This window comes from Streptomyces sp. NRRL F-5727 (assembly GCF_000719555.1).
Lineage (GTDB): Bacteria > Actinomycetota > Actinomycetes > Streptomycetales > Streptomycetaceae > Streptomyces.
This window is the reverse complement of sequence record NZ_JOGX01000002.1, coordinates 134291-150504: the sequence shown is the minus strand read 5'-3', so window position 1 is coordinate 150504 and position 16214 is coordinate 134291. Positions and strand designations below refer to the sequence as shown.

At 71.3% G+C, this 16214-nt stretch carries 19 protein-coding genes; 6 read left to right on the top strand and 13 right to left on the bottom strand.

The window, feature by feature from the left end; translation table 11 throughout:
• Window positions 1-97 precede the first annotated feature (97 nt).
• Window positions 98-1936, top strand: coding sequence for an endonuclease/exonuclease/phosphatase family protein (locus tag IF73_RS0102235; protein WP_031002832.1), 1839 nt, complete (start codon window positions 98-100; stop codon window positions 1934-1936).
• Window positions 1937-1949: 13 nt separating this feature from the next.
• On the opposite strand, the gene IF73_RS0102230 is transcribed toward IF73_RS0102235, so the two are convergent.
• Window positions 1950-2702 carry an antibiotic biosynthesis monooxygenase gene (locus IF73_RS0102230; RefSeq protein ID WP_051716484.1) on the bottom strand — a complete coding sequence of 251 codons (753 nt, stop codon included), beginning with the start codon at window positions 2700-2702 and terminating at the stop codon, window positions 1950-1952.
• A 65-nt stretch (window positions 2703-2767) separates the two neighbouring features.
• Here IF73_RS0102230 and IF73_RS0102225 point away from each other — a divergent pair, with 65 nt between their 5' ends.
• Window positions 2768-3214: a GNAT family N-acetyltransferase gene (locus tag IF73_RS0102225; protein ID WP_031002828.1), complete on the top strand. Its 447-nt coding sequence runs from the start codon at window positions 2768-2770 to the stop codon at window positions 3212-3214.
• Between the two features lie 84 nt (window positions 3215-3298).
• Window positions 3299-4183: a 4-hydroxy-tetrahydrodipicolinate synthase gene (dapA, locus tag IF73_RS0102220; protein WP_031002826.1), complete on the top strand. Its 885-nt coding sequence runs from the start codon at window positions 3299-3301 to the stop codon at window positions 4181-4183.
• On the opposite strand, the gene IF73_RS0102215 is transcribed toward dapA, so the two are convergent.
• The 4 genes from IF73_RS0102215 to IF73_RS0102200 all read right to left on the bottom strand — a co-directional run bounded on the left by IF73_RS0102215 (window position 4162) and on the right by IF73_RS0102200 (window position 6408).
• Entirely contained in the window at window positions 4162-4383 is a 222-nt protein-coding gene (locus tag IF73_RS0102215; protein WP_031002824.1) for a hypothetical protein, read from the bottom strand. The two genes, dapA and IF73_RS0102215, sit on opposite strands and share 22 nt — an antisense overlap.
• Before the next feature lie 77 nt (window positions 4384-4460).
• Window positions 4461-5447, bottom strand: coding sequence for a 2,3,4,5-tetrahydropyridine-2,6-dicarboxylate N-succinyltransferase (gene dapD, locus IF73_RS0102210; RefSeq protein WP_031002822.1), 987 nt, complete (start codon window positions 5445-5447; stop codon window positions 4461-4463).
• Window positions 5448-5491: 44 nt separating this feature from the next.
• Complete coding sequence (locus tag IF73_RS0102205; protein WP_051716483.1) at window positions 5492-6088, bottom strand: TetR/AcrR family transcriptional regulator; 597 nt, start codon at window positions 6086-6088, stop codon at window positions 5492-5494.
• Window positions 6088-6408: a DMT family transporter gene (locus tag IF73_RS0102200; protein ID WP_031002818.1), complete on the bottom strand. Its 321-nt coding sequence runs from the start codon at window positions 6406-6408 to the stop codon at window positions 6088-6090. The genes IF73_RS0102205 and IF73_RS0102200 overlap by 1 nt, the downstream gene beginning before the upstream one ends.
• A 62-nt stretch (window positions 6409-6470) precedes the next feature.
• Between IF73_RS0102200 and IF73_RS0102195 the strand changes: the two genes are divergently transcribed.
• Window positions 6471-7526, top strand: coding sequence for a hypothetical protein (locus tag IF73_RS0102195; protein WP_031002816.1), 1056 nt, complete (start codon window positions 6471-6473; stop codon window positions 7524-7526).
• Between the two features lie 62 nt (window positions 7527-7588).
• On the opposite strand, the gene IF73_RS0102190 is transcribed toward IF73_RS0102195, so the two are convergent.
• The 8 genes from IF73_RS0102190 to IF73_RS0102155 form a co-directional block, all read right to left on the bottom strand.
• Window positions 7589-7927, bottom strand: a complete 339-nt coding sequence (locus IF73_RS0102190) for a metal-sulfur cluster assembly factor (RefSeq protein ID WP_031002814.1) — start codon at window positions 7925-7927, stop codon at window positions 7589-7591.
• Window positions 7924-8385 (bottom strand): Fe-S cluster assembly sulfur transfer protein SufU, encoded by a 462-nt coding sequence (gene sufU / locus IF73_RS0102185; protein ID WP_031002812.1) that lies wholly within the window; start codon window positions 8383-8385, stop codon window positions 7924-7926. The genes IF73_RS0102190 and sufU overlap by 4 nt, the downstream gene beginning before the upstream one ends.
• Window positions 8386-8399: 14 nt before the next feature.
• Window positions 8400-9668 carry a cysteine desulfurase gene (locus IF73_RS0102180; RefSeq protein ID WP_031002810.1) on the bottom strand — a complete coding sequence of 423 codons (1269 nt, stop codon included), beginning with the start codon at window positions 9666-9668 and terminating at the stop codon, window positions 8400-8402.
• Window positions 9665-10429, bottom strand: coding sequence for a Fe-S cluster assembly ATPase SufC (sufC, locus tag IF73_RS0102175; RefSeq protein WP_031002808.1), 765 nt, complete (start codon window positions 10427-10429; stop codon window positions 9665-9667). The genes IF73_RS0102180 and sufC overlap by 4 nt, the downstream gene beginning before the upstream one ends.
• Before the next feature lie 7 nt (window positions 10430-10436).
• Window positions 10437-10754, bottom strand: coding sequence for a bifunctional 3-phenylpropionate/cinnamic acid dioxygenase ferredoxin subunit (locus IF73_RS0102170; RefSeq protein ID WP_030692512.1), 318 nt, complete (start codon window positions 10752-10754; stop codon window positions 10437-10439).
• Window positions 10754-11932: a Fe-S cluster assembly protein SufD gene (gene sufD, locus IF73_RS0102165; RefSeq protein WP_031002806.1), complete on the bottom strand. Its 1179-nt coding sequence runs from the start codon at window positions 11930-11932 to the stop codon at window positions 10754-10756. Before sufD ends, IF73_RS0102170 begins: the two co-directional genes overlap by 1 nt.
• 68 nt (window positions 11933-12000) lie before the next feature.
• Complete coding sequence (gene sufB / locus IF73_RS0102160) at window positions 12001-13416, bottom strand: Fe-S cluster assembly protein SufB (RefSeq protein WP_031002804.1); 1416 nt, start codon at window positions 13414-13416, stop codon at window positions 12001-12003.
• Window positions 13413-14138, bottom strand: a complete 726-nt coding sequence (locus IF73_RS0102155; protein ID WP_031002802.1) for a helix-turn-helix transcriptional regulator — start codon at window positions 14136-14138, stop codon at window positions 13413-13415. The genes sufB and IF73_RS0102155 overlap by 4 nt, the downstream gene beginning before the upstream one ends.
• 170 nt (window positions 14139-14308) lie before the next feature.
• Here IF73_RS0102155 and IF73_RS0102150 point away from each other — a divergent pair, with 170 nt between their 5' ends.
• On the top strand, window positions 14309-15253 hold the full coding sequence (locus IF73_RS0102150) for an ABC transporter ATP-binding protein (protein ID WP_031002800.1): 945 nt from the start codon (window positions 14309-14311) through the stop codon (window positions 15251-15253).
• Between the two features lie 88 nt (window positions 15254-15341).
• Window positions 15342-16106: an ABC transporter permease gene (locus tag IF73_RS0102145; RefSeq protein WP_031002798.1), complete on the top strand. Its 765-nt coding sequence runs from the start codon at window positions 15342-15344 to the stop codon at window positions 16104-16106.
• The last annotated feature ends 108 nt before the right edge of the window (window positions 16107-16214 follow it).

The window sequence follows — 16214 nt, the reverse complement described above, 5'->3', positions numbered from 1 at the left end:
GTACACCCGTCGACCCTTGACAAGTGGGGCGGTCTCACCGGAGATTGACGCGCGTAGATCTCTCTGCCGTTCCTCCAAGCACCCTCGGAGCCTCCTGATGTCTTCCTCCATACCGAGAACCGCCGCCGTCTCCGCGGTGGTCGCGGCCGCGCTCGCGGCCGGTCTGCTCGCCGGCTCGCAGAGCGCCGCGGCAGAGGACACCGCCGCCGTCCGCATCCACGACGTCCAGGGCACCACCCGGGTCTCGCCGCTGGCCGGCAAGCAGGTCACCGGGGTGACGGGCATCGTCACCGGTGTCCGCGGCTACGGCTCCTCGCGCGGCTTCTGGATGCAGGACCCGCAGGGCGACGAGAACCCGGCCACCAGCGAGGGCCTGTTCGTCTTCACGAGCTCCGCCCCGACGGTCGCGGTCGGCGACGCGGTCAGCGTCGACGGCACGGTCACCGAGTACGTCCCCGGCGGCCTCAACTCCGGCAACCAGTCGCTGACCCAGCTGTCCCGCCCGAAGGTCACCGTGGTCTCGAAGGGCAACGCGCTGCCCGCCCCGGTCACCATCGCCCCCTGGTCGGTGCCGGACGCGTACACCCCCGCGGGCGACCCGGCGAACGGCGGCTCCATCAACGGCCTGCCGCTCGACCCGGAGACGTACGCCCTGGACTACTACGAGTCCCTGGAGGGCACCAACGTCCGCGTCGGCTCCTCCCGGGTGGTCGGCGCCACCGACCCGTACTCCGAGCTGTGGGTCACGGTGAAGCCGTGGGAGAACGACAACGAGCGCGGCGGCACGGTCTACGGCTCGTACGAGTCCCAGAACACCGGCCGGCTCCAGATCCAGTCGCTGATCCCGCTCGCCCAGCAGCCCTTCCCGAAGGCGAACGTCGGCGACTGGCTGACCGGCTCGACCGAGGGCCCGCTCGACTTCAACCAGTTCGGCGGCTACACGCTCACCGCCCGCACCCTCGGCACCCTCCAGGACATGGGCCTGGAGCACGAGGTCACCGAGAAGCAGCACAAGAACGAGCTGGCCGTGGCCACGTACAACGTGGAGAACCTCGACCCGAGCGACCCGCAGGAGAAGTTCGACGCGCTCGCCAAGGCGGTCGTCGAGAACCTCGCCACCCCGGACATCGTCGCCCTGGAGGAGATCCAGGACGACAACGGCGCCAAGAACGACGGCACGGTCTCGGCCGCCCAGACGCTGAAGAAGTTCACGGACGCGATCGTGGCGGCCGGCGGCCCGGCGTACGAGTGGCGCTCGATCGACCCGGAGAACAACAAGGACGGCGGCGAGCCCGGCGGCAACATCCGCCAGGTCTTCCTCTTCAACCCCGAGCGGGTCTCCTTCGTGGACCGCGCGGGCGGCGACGCGACCACCGCGACCGGTGTCACGGGCTCGAAGGGCCGCGCCGCCCTCACCCTCTCCCCCGGCCGGATCGACCCGGCGAACGCCGCCTGGGAGGCCAGCCGCAAGCCGCTGGCGGGCGAGTTCACCTTCCGCGGCCGCACGGTCTTCGTGATCGCCAACCACTTCGGCTCGAAGGGCGGCGACGAGTCGATCGTCTCCCACCACCAGCCGCCGAACCGTTCCTCCGAGGTCAAGCGCCACCTCCAGGCGCAGGCCGTGAACGCCTTCGTGAAGGAGATCATCGCGGTCGACAAGCAGGCGGACGTCCTCGTCGTCGGCGACATCAACGACTTCGAGTTCTCCGGCACGACGGAGGCGCTGACCGACGGCGGCGCCCTCCACGCGGCCGTGACGTCGCTGCCCCGCCCGGAGCGCTACTCGTACGTCTACCAGGGCAACAGCCAGGTCCTCGACCAGATCCTGACCAGCCCCGGCGTGCACCACTTCGAGTACGACAGCGTGCACATCAACGCCGAGTTCGCGGACCAGAACAGCGACCACGACCCGCAGGTCCTGCGCTTCCGCCCGTAACCCGGATCCCGCGCTACGCGCCCGCGCTCAGGCTGAGCGCGGGCGCGTACCTGCGCACGCGGCTGCCGACCAGCCCCGGGTGGTGGTGGACGGCCCGCCAGGCGTCGCTGAGCGGCGCGGCGTTCGCCAGCCAGTCCTCGTGGGCCCGCGCGCTCTCCCACTCGGCGTAGTTCAGGACCCGGCCGCCGTCCGTGGACAGATGGAAGTTGCCGCTGATCCCGCCGGACACCGGCCGTGCCCCGGCGGCCTCGTCCTCGTCCAGGGCGGTCAGGACGTTGTCCACCCACTCCTCCCGCTGTCCCGTCCCGGCCCCGGCCGGGTCGAAGTCCGCCTCGACGATCACGACGACCCCGGGCAGCCTCCCCCCGTCCTCCGCACCGTGGCTGCGGGAGCGGTGGACACGCCCGTAGCGGCGGAGTTCCACTCGCTCGATGCCGGGCACGGCGGCGTCGATCTCGGCGTTCCTGTCGTCCCGGTAGGCGCGCACGAAGTCGTCGTACGCCTGCTCCTCGGTCCACTGCGAGTAGTGCAGCAGCGTCTCCCCGTCGGTGCCGGCGAGAACGCTGTACGAGAGCAGGCCCAGGTCCGGCCACGCGCGGCTCTCCCAGGCCGTCCGGATGGCCTCGACGGCGGCGCGCTGGCGCTCGGGGGTGCCCACCCGCCAGGTACTGACGAGGACGGCACCGACTCCGGGGCGGTGGAGGTCGGGGCGGGCCTCGGGGCGTGCGACGGCGTTCACGCGGGTCTCCTTCTGCTCGGTTCGCATGACCCGACCCTCCTCCCTCAACCTTGGTCGAGGTCAAGGGGATTCGGCATGGGAGACTTCCGGTCGTGATCCTTCGCCCCGCCACCCGCGCCGAACTCCCCGCCGTCCTCGCCCTCCTGGCCGACGAGCGGCGGGTCGTCGACCCGTCGACCGTCCGGGTCACCGAGGCGTACGAGCGGGCCTTCGCGGCCATCGAGGCCGACCCCCGCAACGAGATGCTGGTGCTGGCCGACGCGGACGGCACGGTCCTCGGCTGCCTCCAGGCCACCTACATCCCCGGTCTCGGCAAGGGCGGCGCCGAGCGGGCGCTGATCGAGGCGGTCCGGATCCGGGCCGACCGCCGAGGCGCGGGCCTGGGCCGCCGGCTGATGGAGCTGGCGGCGGACCGGGCCCGCGGCCGCGGCTGCGCCCTTGTCCAGCTGACCAGCAACAAGGAACGCGCCGAGGCCCACCGCTTCTACGCCTCGCTCGGCTACGTTTGTAGCCACGAGGGCTTCAAGCTGGCCCTGTGAGCTCCCACTCCTCAGCCTGGCTGAACATTCCGGCCAAGCAGATCTAAGTGGACCGTCACGCTCGCTCGCGCCCAGACTCCCCGTATGAACACTCACCGCCCCTTCGGCCGCACCCTCTGCGCGATGGTCACCCCCTTCACCGACGCCGGCGCCCTCGACCTCGACGCGGCCGGGAAGCTGGCCGCCCGGCTGGTCGGGGAGGGCTGCGACGGCCTGGTCCTCAACGGCACCACCGGCGAGTCCCCCACCACCACGGACGCCGAGAAGGCGGCGCTGCTCCGTGCGGTCCGGGAGGCGGTCGGCCCGGCCCCCGTGCTGGTCGCGGGCGTCGGCACGGCCGACACCCGGCACACCGTGGAGCTGGCCCGCCAGGCGGAGGCCGCGGGCGCCGACGGACTGCTCGTCGTCACCCCGTACTACAGCCGCCCGCCGCAGGACGCGGTCGCCGCCCACTTCCTGAAGGTCGCGGACTCCACCGGGCTCCCCGTGATGGTCTACGACATCCCCGGCCGCACCGGCACCCGCGTCGAGCCCGGCACCATGCGCCGCCTCGCCGGGCACCCGCGGATCACGGCCGTCAAGGACTGCTCGTACGACCTCCTGACCGCGGCCCGGCTGATCGCCGAGACCGGGCTCGCGTACTACTCCGGCAGCGAGGAGCTGAACCTGCCGCTGTACGCGGTGGGCGGCGCCGGCTATGTGAGCACGGTCGCGAACGTGGCGCCGCGCCCGCTCGCCGCCGTCCTCGACGCGTACGACGCCGGCGACACCACCCTCGCCGCCCGGCTGCACGCCCGCACGCTGCCGCTGGTCGAGCGGATGATGGCCGCCGGCCTGCCCGGCACGGTCACCGCGAAGGCCCTGCTCGGCGGCGTGCTCCGGGAACCGCTGCGGCCCGCCGACCGGGAGACGGCCGACGGGCTGCGTGCCCTCCTCGCGGAGCTGGATCAGGCGGCGTCGGTCGTGTAGGTCCGACCGAGGATCGCCGCGTGCTCCAGGACGTCCTCCAGCGGGTCGTCGATCTGCCCGGTGTGCAGGCTGAGACTGGGGCCGTTGGTCACCGTCGGCCCGTTGTGCGTGTGCGTCTCGTCCGCCCGGGCGGCGCCCGCCGGCAGCAGCAGCACCGCCGCCGCGGCCAGCACCCCGGCGACCATGGGCTTCGTCCTCATGTCGACTCCTCGCCTCGTCTCTCGGTGGAGCACAGCGCTCCACCGGGACAACGCTCCGTGACGAGGTTCGGTTGTCGTCAGTTGTGGCTGTGCAGGATGTCGTTGAGGCCGCCCCAGACCGCGTTGTTCGGGCGGGCCTCGACGGCGCCGGTGACCGAGTTGCGGCGGAAGAGGATGTTCGACTGGCCGGAGAGGTCACGGGCCTTGACGATCTGGCCGTCGGGCAGGGTGACCCGGGTGCCGGCGGTGACGTACAGGCCGGCCTCGACGACGCACTCGTCGCCGAGGGCGATGCCGACGCCCGCCTCGGCGCCGATCAGGCAGCGCTCGCCGATGGAGATGATCACGTTGCCGCCGCCGGACAGGGTGCCCATGGTGGAGGCGCCGCCGCCGATGTCGGAGCCGTCGCCGACGACGACGCCGGCGGAGATGCGGCCCTCGACCATGGAGGTGCCGAGGGTGCCGGCGTTGAAGTTGACGAAGCCCTCGTGCATGACGGTGGTGCCGGCGGCCAGGTGGGCGCCGAGGCGGACGCGGTCGGCGTCGGCGATCCGGACGCCGGCGGGCACGACGTAGTCGGTCATGCGGGGGAACTTGTCGATCGAGGTGACCTGGAGGTGCAGGCCCTCGGCGCGGGCGTTGAGCCGCACCTTCTCGATGTCGTCGACGGCGACCGGGCCGAGCGAGGTCCAGGCGACGTTGGCGAGCAGGCCGAAGACGCCGTCCAGGCTCTGGCCGTGCGGCTTCACCAGGCGGTGGCTCAGCAGGTGGAGGCGGAGGTAGGCGTCGTGGGCGTCGAGCGGCTTGTCGTCGAGGGAGCCGATGACGGTGCGGACGGCGACCACCTCGACGCCGCGGCGGGCGTCCACGCCGAGCGCCTTGGCGGCGCCCTCGCCGAGGGCGTTCACGGCCTCGTCCGGGGAGAGCCGCGTGGTGCCGGCCGGGCCGGGCTCCGCGGTGAGCTCGGGAGCGGGGAACCAGGTGTCGAGGACGGTGCCGTCGCCGGCGATGGTGGCGAGGCCGGCGGCGACGGCGCCGGTGGTGCGGTGAGCAGTGGTGGTCATGACGGAAAACCTAACGGTCCCGCCCCCGCGCGGGCCAACCGGTCTCAGGTGCCGGTCGGGCCCGCCGGAGCTTCCGACAAGCCCCCGGCCTGGTCTTTCGGCGCTTCGTTCAGGATCCGGGCGATCATCTCGCGGGCGTACGCCTCGTCGTACGGCGCGCCGGTGAGCAGCACCTGGAGGCCGATGCCGTCCATGAGGGCGACCAGGGCGCGGGCGGTGGCCCGCCCGGTGTGCGGGGCGAGGACGGTGACGACCTCCTCGGCCCATTCGGCGGCGACCGGCCGCAGCGCGGGGCGGCGCAGGGCGGCGAGGTAGAGCTCGTACTCCAGCTCCACCTGGCTCCGCTCGGCCCCGAGCCACCCGCCGAGCAGCCGGGCGAGCCCGTCGGCGAGGGTGTCGCCGTCGCGCACGGGCCGGCTCCGCAGCTGCTCGGCGAACCCGGCGTTCACCTTCCGGAGGGCGGCGACGAGGAGTTCGTCGAGGGAGCCGAAGTGGTACGTGGTGGAGCCGAGCGGCACGTCCGCCTCGGCGGCGACCGTGCGGTGGCTCAGCCCGCCGATCCCGTCCCGGCGCGCCACCCGCAGGGCGGCGTCCACGATCCGCTCGCGCCGCCCGGGGTCGTACCGCCGGGGCCGCGCCATCAGTGCGCCCCGCCCAGGTTGAGCACGGCGACGCCGGCGATGATGAGGACGATCCCGGCGATCTTGGCGAGGCTCAGGGTCTCGCCGAGGAAGAGGATCCCGATCCCGGCGACGGCGGCGGTGCCGACGCCGGACCAGATCGCGTAGGCGGTGCCGACCTGGAGGGTCTTGAGGGCCTGGGCGAGCAGCGCGAAGGCGATGACGTACCCGGTGCCGGTGACGAGCGAGGGCCAGAGCCTGGTGAAGCCCTCGCTGTACTTCATGGAGGTGGTGGCGATGATCTCGGCCGCTATGGCCCCGGCGAGCAGTCCGTAACCCATGGGCCCGAGGGTAGCGCCGTTGTGTACGGGCGTACACAACGGCGGCCGCTACGGTAGGGCGCATGACCTACACCCCTGGGCCGTACCGGTACGGCTTTCCGGCCGCACCGCCGCCGAAGCCCGGTGTGATACCGCTGGCGCCGCTGGAGCTCGGCGACGTCCTCGCGGGGGCGTTCGGTGCCTACCGCCGGCACTGGAAGGCGCTGTTCGGCATGGCGCTGGTCTCCTACGCCCTGGCCGCCGTGGTGGTCGCCGGGCTCGGCGCGGCCGGCTGGGCCGCCCTGTCCGGCCCCTGGGAGGCCATGGGGGACACGTCCTCCACCGGTGGCGCCGATCTCTCGGACCTGACGCCGCTCTTCGCCGGCCTGGCCGGGCTCTGGCTGCTCCTGGCCGTGGGGGTGCTGTTGTCGACGGGCCTGCTGCACGGGGCCGTCGCGGTCGTCGTCCAGGAGGCGGTGCTCGGCCGCCGGGTCGGCTTCGGGACGGTGTGGCGCCGGGCCTGGTCGCGGCTCGGCTCGGTGCTCGGCACGGTCGTCCTGTCGGCCCTGGCCGCCCTCGTGCCGGTCGTGCTCTTCCTGGCCGGGCTCTGCGTGATGCTGTTCGCGCTGCTCGCGAGCGTCGAGCCGGGCTCCGGCGACGAGGTCGGGGCGGCGCTCACCGCCCTGCTGCTGCTGTTCCTGGCGCTCGGCACCACGCCGGTCGCCCTCTGGATCTGGGTCAGGTTCAGCCTCGCCCCGACCGCCGCGGTCGTCGAGTCGGCCGGCGCCCTGACCGCCATGCGCCGCTCGGCGCAGCTGGTCCGCGGCTCCTGGTGGCGGATCTTCGGCTGCACGCTGGTGATGGGGCTGATCGTCGGCGGCGTCTCGCTCGCCGTGCAGACGGTGATCTCCCTCGTGACGCAGTCCGCGGTCTTCGGCGTCCCGCTCACCCGGCACGCCACCCCCGGGACCGTCTTCGCGTCCGTCGCCACCCTGGCGGTCACGGGCGGCCTCCTCCAGCTCCTGACCCAGCTCGTCCTCGGCCCCCTGCTGCCGCTGACCTCCGGGCTCCTCTACGTCGACCAGCGCATCCGCCGGGAGAACCTGGGCCCGGTCCTGGCCGCCCGGACGGCGGCGTGACGGCATGAGAAGAGGCCCCCGGCGGAATGCCGGGGGCCTCTTCTCGTACGGTCGAGCGGCGATCAGACGTTGAAGCCCAGCGCGCGCAGCTGCTCGCGGCCGTCGTCGGTGATCTTGTCCGGGCCCCACGGGGGCATCCAGACCCAGTTGATCCGCAGCTCGCTGACGATGCCGTCGGTGGCGGAGCGGGCCTGGTCCTCGATGACGTCGGTCAGCGGACAGGCCGCCGAGGTCAGCGTCATGTCCAGCGTCGCGACGTTGGAGTCGTCGATGTGGATCCCGTAGATCAGGCCGAGGTTGACGACGTCGATGCCCAGCTCGGGGTCGACGACGTCGTACAGCGCCTCGCGGATCTCCTCTTCGGAGGCCGGCTTGATCGTGGCCTCGATGTTCTCGGTCATGCCGTCTTCCTCTCCGCGTCGCCCAGCGCCTGGGCGGTCGCGTCCTTCCACGCCATCCAGCTGAGCAGCGCGCACTTCACCCGGGCCGGGTACTTGGAGACGCCGGCGAACGCGACCGCGTCCTCCAGCACCTCCTCCATGGCGTCGTCGGGCTCGACCTGGCCCTTGGACTGCATCAGCTCCAGGAACGTCTCCTGGATCTTCTGTGCCTCGGCCAGCTCCTTGCCGACGAGGAGCTCGTTGAGTACGGAGGCCGACGCCTGGCTGATGGAGCAGCCCTGGCCCTCGTACGAGACGTCCTCGATGCGGTCGCCGTCGTACTTCACACGGAGCGTGATCTCGTCACCACAGGTCGGGTTGACGTGGTGCACCTCGGCGTCGCCGTCCCGCAAGCCCCGCCCGTGCGGGTGCTTGTAGTGGTCCAGGATGACGTCCTGGTACATCGAATCCAGCTTCACAGCGCTCAGCCGTCCTATCCGAAGAAGTTACGGACGTGCTCCAGCCCCTCGACCAGGGCGTCGACCTCGGCCGGAGTGGAGTACAGGTAGAACGACGCCCGCGTGGTCGCAGGAATTCCGTACCGCAGGCAGACCGGCCGCGCGCAGTGGTGGCCGACCCGGACCGCGATGCCCTGCTCGTCCAGCACCTGCCCCACGTCGTGCGGGTGGATGTCCCCGAGGGTGAAGGAGATCGCCGCGCCGCGGTCCTCGGCCGTGGTGGGGCCGATGATCCGCAGGTCCGGCACCTCCTGGAGGCGTCGGACGGCGTACTCGGTGATCGCGTGCTCGTGGCGCGCGATGTTCTCCATGCCGATCGCCGACAGGTAGTCCACCGCCGCGCCGAGGCCGACGGCCTGGGCGATCGGGGGCGTACCGGCCTCGAACTTGTGCGGGGCCGGCGCGTAGGTGGAGGAGTGCATCGAGACGGTCTCGATCATCTCGCCGCCGCCGAGGAAGGGCGGCAGGTCCTCCAGGAGCTCCTGCCGTCCCCACAGCACGCCGATGCCGGTCGGGCCGCACATCTTGTGGCCGGTGAAGGCCACGAAGTCGGCCTGGAGCGCCTGCACGTCCAGGACCTGGTGCGGGGCCGCCTGCGAGGCGTCGATGCAGACGAGCGCACCGACCTCCTGGGCGCGCCGGACGATGGTCTCGACCGGGTTCTGGGTGCCGAGCAGGTTGGAGACCAGCGTGAAGGAGACGATCTTCGTCTTCTCCGTGATGACCTCTTCGATGTTCGACAGGTCGAGGCGGCCGTCGTCGGTGAGGCCGAACCACTTCAGCTTCGCGCCGGTGCGCTGCGAGAGCAGCTGCCACGGGACGATGTTGGAGTGGTGCTCCATCTCCGTGATGGCGATCTCGGTCTCGTGGTCGACCCGGTAGGGGTCCTCGGCCCAGCCGAGCATGTTGGCCACGAGGTTGAGCGACTCGGAGGCGTTCTTGGTGAAGATCACCTCGTTGCGGCTCGGCGCGTTGATGAAGGCGGCGACCTTGTCGCGGGCGCCCTCGTACAGCTCGGTGGCCTCCTCGGCGACCGTGTAGACGCCGCGGTGGACGTTGGCGTTGTGCCGCTCGTAGTAGGCGTTGAGCGCGTCGAGGACCTGGCGCGGCTTCTGCGAGGTCGCCGCGGAGTCCAGGTACACGATCTTCTTGCCGTCGTGGACCGTGCGATCCAGGAGCGGGAAGTCCTTGCGGATCGCCTCGGTGTCGAGGAGGCCGGTCAGCCCCTGATGGGCGGAAGTCACGCGGATGCGCCACCCTTCACGTACTTGTCGTAGCCCTCGTTCTCCAGCTGGTCGGCGAGCTCGGCGCCGCCGGACTCGACGATGCGGCCGTTCGCGAAGACGTGCACGAAGTCGGGCTTGATGTAGCGCAGGATGCGCGTGTAGTGCGTGATCAGCAGGGTGCCGACCTCGCCGGTCTCGCGGACCCGGTTGACGCCCTCGGAGACGATGCGCAGGGCGTCGACGTCGAGGCCGGAGTCGGTCTCGTCGAGGATCGCGATCTTCGGCTTGAGGAGCTCCAGCTGGAGGATCTCGTGGCGCTTCTTCTCACCGCCGGAGAAGCCCTCGTTCACGTTGCGCTCGGCGAAGGCCGGGTCCATGGACAGCTTGTCCATGGCCTCGCGGACCTCCTTCACCCAGGTGCGCAGCTTGGGGGCCTCGCCGCGGATGGCGGTGGCGGAGGTGCGCAGGAAGTTGGAGACCGAGACGCCGGGGACCTCGACCGGGTACTGCATGGCGAGGAAGACGCCGGCGCGGGCGCGCTCGTCGACGGACATCTCCAGGACGTCCTCGCCGTCGAGGGTGACGGTGCCGCCGGTGACCGTGTACTTGGGGTGACCCGCCAGGGAGTACGCCAGGGTCGACTTGCCGGAGCCGTTGGGGCCCATGACCGCGTGGGTCTCACCCTGCTTGATGGTCAGGTCGACGCCCTTGAGGATCTCGCGGGGGCCATTCTCCGCCTCGACGGAGACGTGCAGGTCGTGGATTTCGAGCGTTGCCATGGGTGACTCAGGACTCCTGGGTGACGGAGACGAGCACATCGTCCCCTTCGATCTTTACGGGGTACACGGGGACGGGGCGCGTCGCGGGAAGGCCCGACGGCTTGCCGGTACGGAGGTCGAAGCTGGAACCGTGCAGCCAGCACTCGATGGCGCAGTCCTCGACCTCGCCCTCCGAGAGGGAGACGTTGGCGTGCGAGCAGATGTCGTTGATCGCGTACACCTCGCCCTCGGTGTGGACGACCGACACCGGCGTGCCGTCGACCTCGACCCGCTTCGGGGTGTCGGCCTCCAGCTCGCTCAGTGCGCAGACTCGGACGAAGGCCATCAGACGGAAGCCTCCAGCTCGGCCTCGACCTTGGCGATCAGGCGCTCCTCGACGTCCGGCAGACCGATCTGCTGGACCAGCTCGGCGAAGAAGCCGCGGACGACGAGGCGGCGGGCCTCGGTCTCCGGGATGCCGCGGGCCATCAGGTAGAAGAGCTGCTCGTCGTCGAAGCGGCCGGTGGCGGAGGCGTGGCCGGCGCCGGCGATCTCGCCGGTCTCGATCTCCAGGTTCGGCACCGAGTCGACCCGGGCGCCGTCGGTGAGGACGAGGTTCCGGTTGAGCTCGTAGGTGTCGGTGCCCTCGGCCGCGGCCTGGATGAGGACGTCGCCGATCCACACCGCGTGCGCGTCCTGGCCCTGGAGCGCGCCCTTGTAGGCGACGTTCGAGGTGCAGTGCGGGGTGTTGTGGTCGACGAGGAGGCGGTGCTCCTGGTGCTGGCCGGCGTCGGTGAAGTACAGGCCGAAGAGCTCGGCGGAGCCGCCGGGGGCGGTGTACTCGACCCGCGGGTGGATGCGCACCAGGTCGCCGCCGAAGGTCACCACGACCGACTTGAAGGAGGCGTCGCGGCCCACGAGGGCGTTGTGCTGGGCGACGTGGACGGCCTTCTCGTCCCAGTCCTGGACGGAGACGACGGTGAGCTTGGCGCCGTCGCCGAGCACGTAGTCCACGTTGGCGGCGAGCACCGCGTCACCGGTGTGGTCGATGACGACGACGGCCTCGGCGAAGGCGCCGAGCTCGATCACCTGGTGGCCGTAGGCGACGCCGCCCTCGCCGTGCACGGCGATCCGGATCGGCTCGGCGAGCACGGCCTCCTTGGCGACGGTGACGACCGACGCCTTCTCGAAGGAGGAGTACGCCTGGGCGGCGACCCGGTCGACCGGCTTGGCCTTGCCGAGGCGGGCGTCGTCACGGCCGACGGTCTCCACGGTGACGCCCTCGGGGGCCTCGATCTCGACCCGGACGCCCTCGCCGGTGGCGACGGCGGTGCCGTCGTGCAGACCGCGGAGGCGGGCCAGCGGGGTGAAGCGCCACTCCTCCTCGCGGCCGTGCGGGACGGGGAAGTCCGCGACGTCGAAGGACGGCGGGGCGCTCATGCGGGTGGCGACGGTGGACTCGGCGGCCACCGCGATCGAGCCGGCGGTCGTGGAACCGGCCGGGATGTTCTGAGCCTCAGCCATGGCTGTCGTCTTGCTCTCTTCCTGCGTAAGAAATCAGTCGCTGCGGTACGGGTGGGGCGGTGGCGGTACTAGCCGACCGCGCCTTCCATCTGCAGCTCGATCAGCCGGTTCAGCTCCAGCGCGTACTCCATCGGCAGCTCCTTGGCGATCGGCTCGACGAAGCCGCGGACGATCATCGCCATGGCCTCCTGCTCGGTGAGACCGCGCTGCATCAGGTAGAAGAGCTGGTCCTCGGAGACCTTGGAGACGGTGGCCTCGTGGCCCATGGTCACGTCGTCCTCGCGCACGTCCACGTAGGGGTACGTGTCGGAGCGGGAGATCGTGTCGACCAGCAGGGCGTCGCAGAGCACGTTGGACTTGGCGCCGGGGGCGCCCTCGCCGATCTCGATGAGGCCGCGGTAGGAGGTGCGGCCGCCGCCGCGCGCCACCGACTTGGAGACGATGGACGACGAGGTGTTCGGGGCCATGTGGACCATCTTGGCGCCGGCGTCCTGGTGCTGGCCCTCGCCCGCGAAGGCGATGGAGAGGGTCTCGCCCTTGGCGTGCTCGCCCATCAGGTAGACGGCCGGGTACTTCATGGTGACCTTGGAGCCGATGTTGCCGTCGACCCACTCCATGGTGGCGCCCTCGTAGGCGACGGCGCGCTTGGTCACCAGGTTGTAGACGTTGTTCGACCAGTTCTGGATGGTCGTGTAGCGGCAGCGGCCGCCCTTCTTCACGATGATCTCGACGACCGCGGAGTGCAGCGAGTCGGAGGAGTAGATCGGGGCGGTGCAGCCCTCGACGTAGTGGACGTAGGCGTCCTCGTCGACGATGATCAGCGTCCGCTCGAACTGGCCCATGTTCTCCGTGTTGATACGGAAGTACGCCTGGAGCGGGATCTCGACGTGCACGCCCTTCGGCACGTAGATGAACGATCCGCCGGACCACACGGCCGTGTTCAGCGAGGCGAACTTGTTGTCGCCGACCGGGATGACGGTGCCGAAGTACTCCTTGAAGAGCTCCTCGTGCTCCTTCAGCGCGGTGTCGGTGTCGACGAAGATGACGCCCTGCTCCTCCAGGTCCTCGCGGATCTGGTGGTAGACGACCTCGGACTCGTACTGGGCCGCGACACCGGCGACGAGGCGCTGCTTCTCCGCCTCCGGGATGCCGAGCTTGTCGTACGTGTTCTTGATGTCCTCCGGCAGGTCCTCCCAGGACTCGGCCTGCTTCTCGGTGGACCGCACGAAGTACTTGATGTTGTCGAAGTCGATGCCGCCGAGGTCGGAGCCCCAGGTCGGCATGGGCTTCTTGTCGAAGAGGCGCAGACCCTTGAGACGCAGCTTGAGCATCCACTCGGGCTCGTTCTTCTTCGCGGAGATGTCGCGGACGACGTCCTCGTTCAAACCGCGCTTGGCCGCGGCGCCGGCCGCGTCGGAGTCGGCCCAGCCGTACTCGTACCGACCCAGGCCCTCGAGCTCGGGGTGGCTGATCTCGGTGGTCATGCGGGGTTCCTCCCGGCCGTGCTTGCGGATGCTGTTTCGGTGGTCTGTGGGGCGCTGTGCGGGATGAACGTGGTGCAGACGCCGTCGCCGTGGGCGATGGTGGCCAGGCGCTGGACGTGCGTTCCCAGGAGGCGGGAGAAGATCTCCGTTTCCGCCTCGCACAGCTGGGGGTACTGCTCGGCGACGTGGGCGACCGGGCAGTGGTGCTGGCAGAGCTGCTCGCCGACCGGCGCGTTGCGCGCAGTGGCAGCGTACCCGTCCGCCGTGAGGGCCTTGGCCAGCGCCTCGGCCCGCCGCTCGGGCTCGACCGACTCGACGGCCTCGCGGTAGGACTCGGCCTGGGCCTCGATCCGGTCGCGGGCGAAGGCGGCGACGGCGGCCTCTCCGCCGGCGTTGCGCTCGATCCAGCGGAGCGCCTCGACGGCGAGGGAGTCGTACGACTGGTCGAAGGCGTCCCGGCCGCAGTCGGTGAGGGCGAAGACCTTGGCGGGGCGGCCGCGGGTACGGGTCCCGTAGACGCGCTTCTCGCGGGCCTCGACGACCTGCTCGGCGACGAGCGCGTCCAGGTGCCGGCGGACGGCGGCCTGGGTGAGGCCCAGCCGCTCGGCGAGGTCCGCGACGGTGGACGGCCCGTGATCCAGGATGGACCGCGCGACCCGGTTGCGCGTGGACCGCTCTCGGGTCGCGAGTTCCTCCACCGGAGCCGCGCCAAGGTTTTTCACAACGCCATTGTTGCGTAATTAATCAGGCAGTGACAAGCGGCGCCGGAAGTGGTGACGATGGCGTGCATCACTCAGGTAAGGCTTACCTGACCTGCGGAAACGATCATTGGTGGGATGAATCCGGGGCCCGGACGGACGGGCCCGTCCGGGTCTCTCCTAGACTTCCCGGCATGCGAAACGAGTCCGCCGACACGGCCGACACCGCCGTCCGCGTCCGCGGCCTGGTCAAGCGGTACGGCACCAAGACCGCCGTCGACGGCCTCGACCTCGACGTGCGCACCGGCACCGTCACCGCCGTCCTCGGCCCCAACGGCGCCGGCAAGACCACCACCGTCGAGACCTGCGAGGGCTACCGCAGGCCGGACGCCGGCACCGTCCGCGTCCTCGGCCTCGACCCCGTCGCCGACGCCGCCGCCCTGCGCCCCCGCATCGGCGTGATGCTGCAGTCCGGCGGCGTCTACTCGGGCGCCCGCGCCGACGAGATGCTGCGCCACATGGCGAAGCTGCACGCCCACCCCCTCGACGTCGACGCCCTGATCGAGCGCCTCGGCCTCGGCTCCTGCGGCCGGACGACCTACCGACGGCTCTCCGGCGGCCAGCAGCAGCGGCTCGCCCTCGCCATGGCCGTCGTCGGCCGCCCCGAACTGGTCTTCCTCGACGAACCCACCGCCGGCCTCGACCCGCAGGCCCGCCGCGCCACCTGGGACCTCGTCCGCGAGCTGCGCGCCGACGGCGTCACCGTCGTCCTCACCACCCACTTCATGCAGGAGGCCGAGGAGCTCGCCGACGACGTCGCCATCGTCGACGGCGGCCGGGTCGCCGCCCAGGGCAGCCCCGAGCAGCTCTGCCGCGGCGGGGCCGAGAACACCCTCCGCTTCACCGGCCGCCCCGGCCTCGACCTCGGCTCCCTGCTCAAGGCGCTCCCGGACGGCACCCAGGCCGCCGAGCCGCTCCCCGGCACGTACCGGATCAGCGGCACCGTCGACCCCCAGCTGCTCGCCACCGTCACCACCTGGTGCGCCCAGCACGGCGTGATGCCCGACGGCATCGCGGTCGAGCGCCACACCCTCGAAGACGTTTTTCTGGAGCTGACCGGCAAGGAGCTGAGGTCGTGAAGGCGGGCAAGCCCGAGATCTGCCGGGGGTCCGGGGCTTGTCCCCCGGGAAAGCACAGCCCGGAACTGACCGGCAAGGAGCTGCGCGCATGAGCGCCGGTACGTACGCGCCGAAGCCGGGGGCCGCCCCCGTCGGGCGGATGATCGCGGCCCAGACGGCCCTGGAGACCCGGATGCTGCTCCGCAACGGCGAGCAGCTCCTCCTCACGGTGATCATCCCGTCCCTGCTGCTGGTGCTCTTCTCGACCGTGGACGTGGTGGACACGGGCGACGGGAAGGCCGTCGACTTCCTCGCCCCGGGCGTCCTCGCGCTCGCCGTGATGTCCACCGCCTTCACCGGCCAGGCCATCGCCACCGGCTTCGAGCGCCGCTACGGCGTCCTGAAGCGGCTCGGCGCCTCCCCGCTCCCCCGCTGGGCCCTGATGACCGCCAAGACGCTCTCCGTCCTGGTCACCGAGGTCCTGCAGATCGTCCTCCTGACCGCCATCGCGCTCGGCCTGGGCTGGTCCCCGCACGGCAACCCGCTCGCCGTGGTGCTCCTGCTCGTCCTCGGCACGGCCGCCTTCTCCGGGCTGGGGCTGCTGATGGCCGGCACGCTCAAGGCCGAGGCCACCCTCGCCGCCGCCAACCTGGTCTTCCTGCTGCTGCTGGTCGGCGGCGGGGTGATCGTCCCGCTGGACAGGTTCGGCGCCGCCGGCGACGTGCTGGCGCTGCTGCCCATCTCCGCCCTCTCGGACGGCCTCAGGGACGTCCTCCAGGACGGTTCGGGGATGCCGTGGGCCGATGCCGGGATCCTCGCCGTGTGGGCCGTCCTGGGCCTCGGGGCGGCGGCGAAGTTCTTCCGCTGGGAGTAGTCGCCCGCGGGGGCTCGGAGGGCGACGTCTCCCGACAGCGCACCCCTCGTGCCCCTGTCCTCCCGGGGAGACGACTCCCCCGTACCCCCTCGTGCCCCTCGGCTCTCC

Excerpts from the sequence above, each read along its gene's own strand:
- IF73_RS0102235 (WP_031002832.1), top strand. The coding sequence starts at position 98 with ATGTCTTCCTCCATACCGAGAACCGCCGCCGTCTCCGCGGTGGTCGCG.
- IF73_RS0102230 (WP_051716484.1), bottom strand. The coding sequence starts at position 2,702 with ATGCGAACCGAGCAGAAGGAGACCCGCGTGAACGCCGTCGCACGCCCC.
- dapA (WP_031002826.1), top strand. The coding sequence starts at position 3,299 with ATGAACACTCACCGCCCCTTCGGCCGCACCCTCTGCGCGATGGTCACC.
- IF73_RS0102215 (WP_031002824.1), bottom strand. The coding sequence starts at position 4,383 with ATGAGGACGAAGCCCATGGTCGCCGGGGTGCTGGCCGCGGCGGCGGTG.
- dapD (WP_031002822.1), bottom strand. The coding sequence starts at position 5,447 with ATGACCACCACTGCTCACCGCACCACCGGCGCCGTCGCCGCCGGCCTC.
- IF73_RS0102205 (WP_051716483.1), bottom strand. The coding sequence starts at position 6,088 with ATGGCGCGGCCCCGGCGGTACGACCCCGGGCGGCGCGAGCGGATCGTG.
- IF73_RS0102200 (WP_031002818.1), bottom strand. The coding sequence starts at position 6,408 with ATGGGTTACGGACTGCTCGCCGGGGCCATAGCGGCCGAGATCATCGCC.
- IF73_RS0102195 (WP_031002816.1), top strand. The coding sequence starts at position 6,471 with ATGACCTACACCCCTGGGCCGTACCGGTACGGCTTTCCGGCCGCACCG.
- IF73_RS0102190 (WP_031002814.1), bottom strand. The coding sequence starts at position 7,927 with ATGACCGAGAACATCGAGGCCACGATCAAGCCGGCCTCCGAAGAGGAG.
- sufC (WP_031002808.1), bottom strand. The coding sequence starts at position 10,429 with ATGGCAACGCTCGAAATCCACGACCTGCACGTCTCCGTCGAGGCGGAG.
- IF73_RS0102170 (WP_030692512.1), bottom strand. The coding sequence starts at position 10,754 with ATGGCCTTCGTCCGAGTCTGCGCACTGAGCGAGCTGGAGGCCGACACC.
- sufD (WP_031002806.1), bottom strand. The coding sequence starts at position 11,932 with ATGGCTGAGGCTCAGAACATCCCGGCCGGTTCCACGACCGCCGGCTCG.
- sufB (WP_031002804.1), bottom strand. The coding sequence starts at position 13,416 with ATGACCACCGAGATCAGCCACCCCGAGCTCGAGGGCCTGGGTCGGTAC.
- IF73_RS0102150 (WP_031002800.1), top strand. The coding sequence starts at position 14,309 with ATGCGAAACGAGTCCGCCGACACGGCCGACACCGCCGTCCGCGTCCGC.
- IF73_RS0102145 (WP_031002798.1), top strand. The coding sequence starts at position 15,342 with ATGAGCGCCGGTACGTACGCGCCGAAGCCGGGGGCCGCCCCCGTCGGG.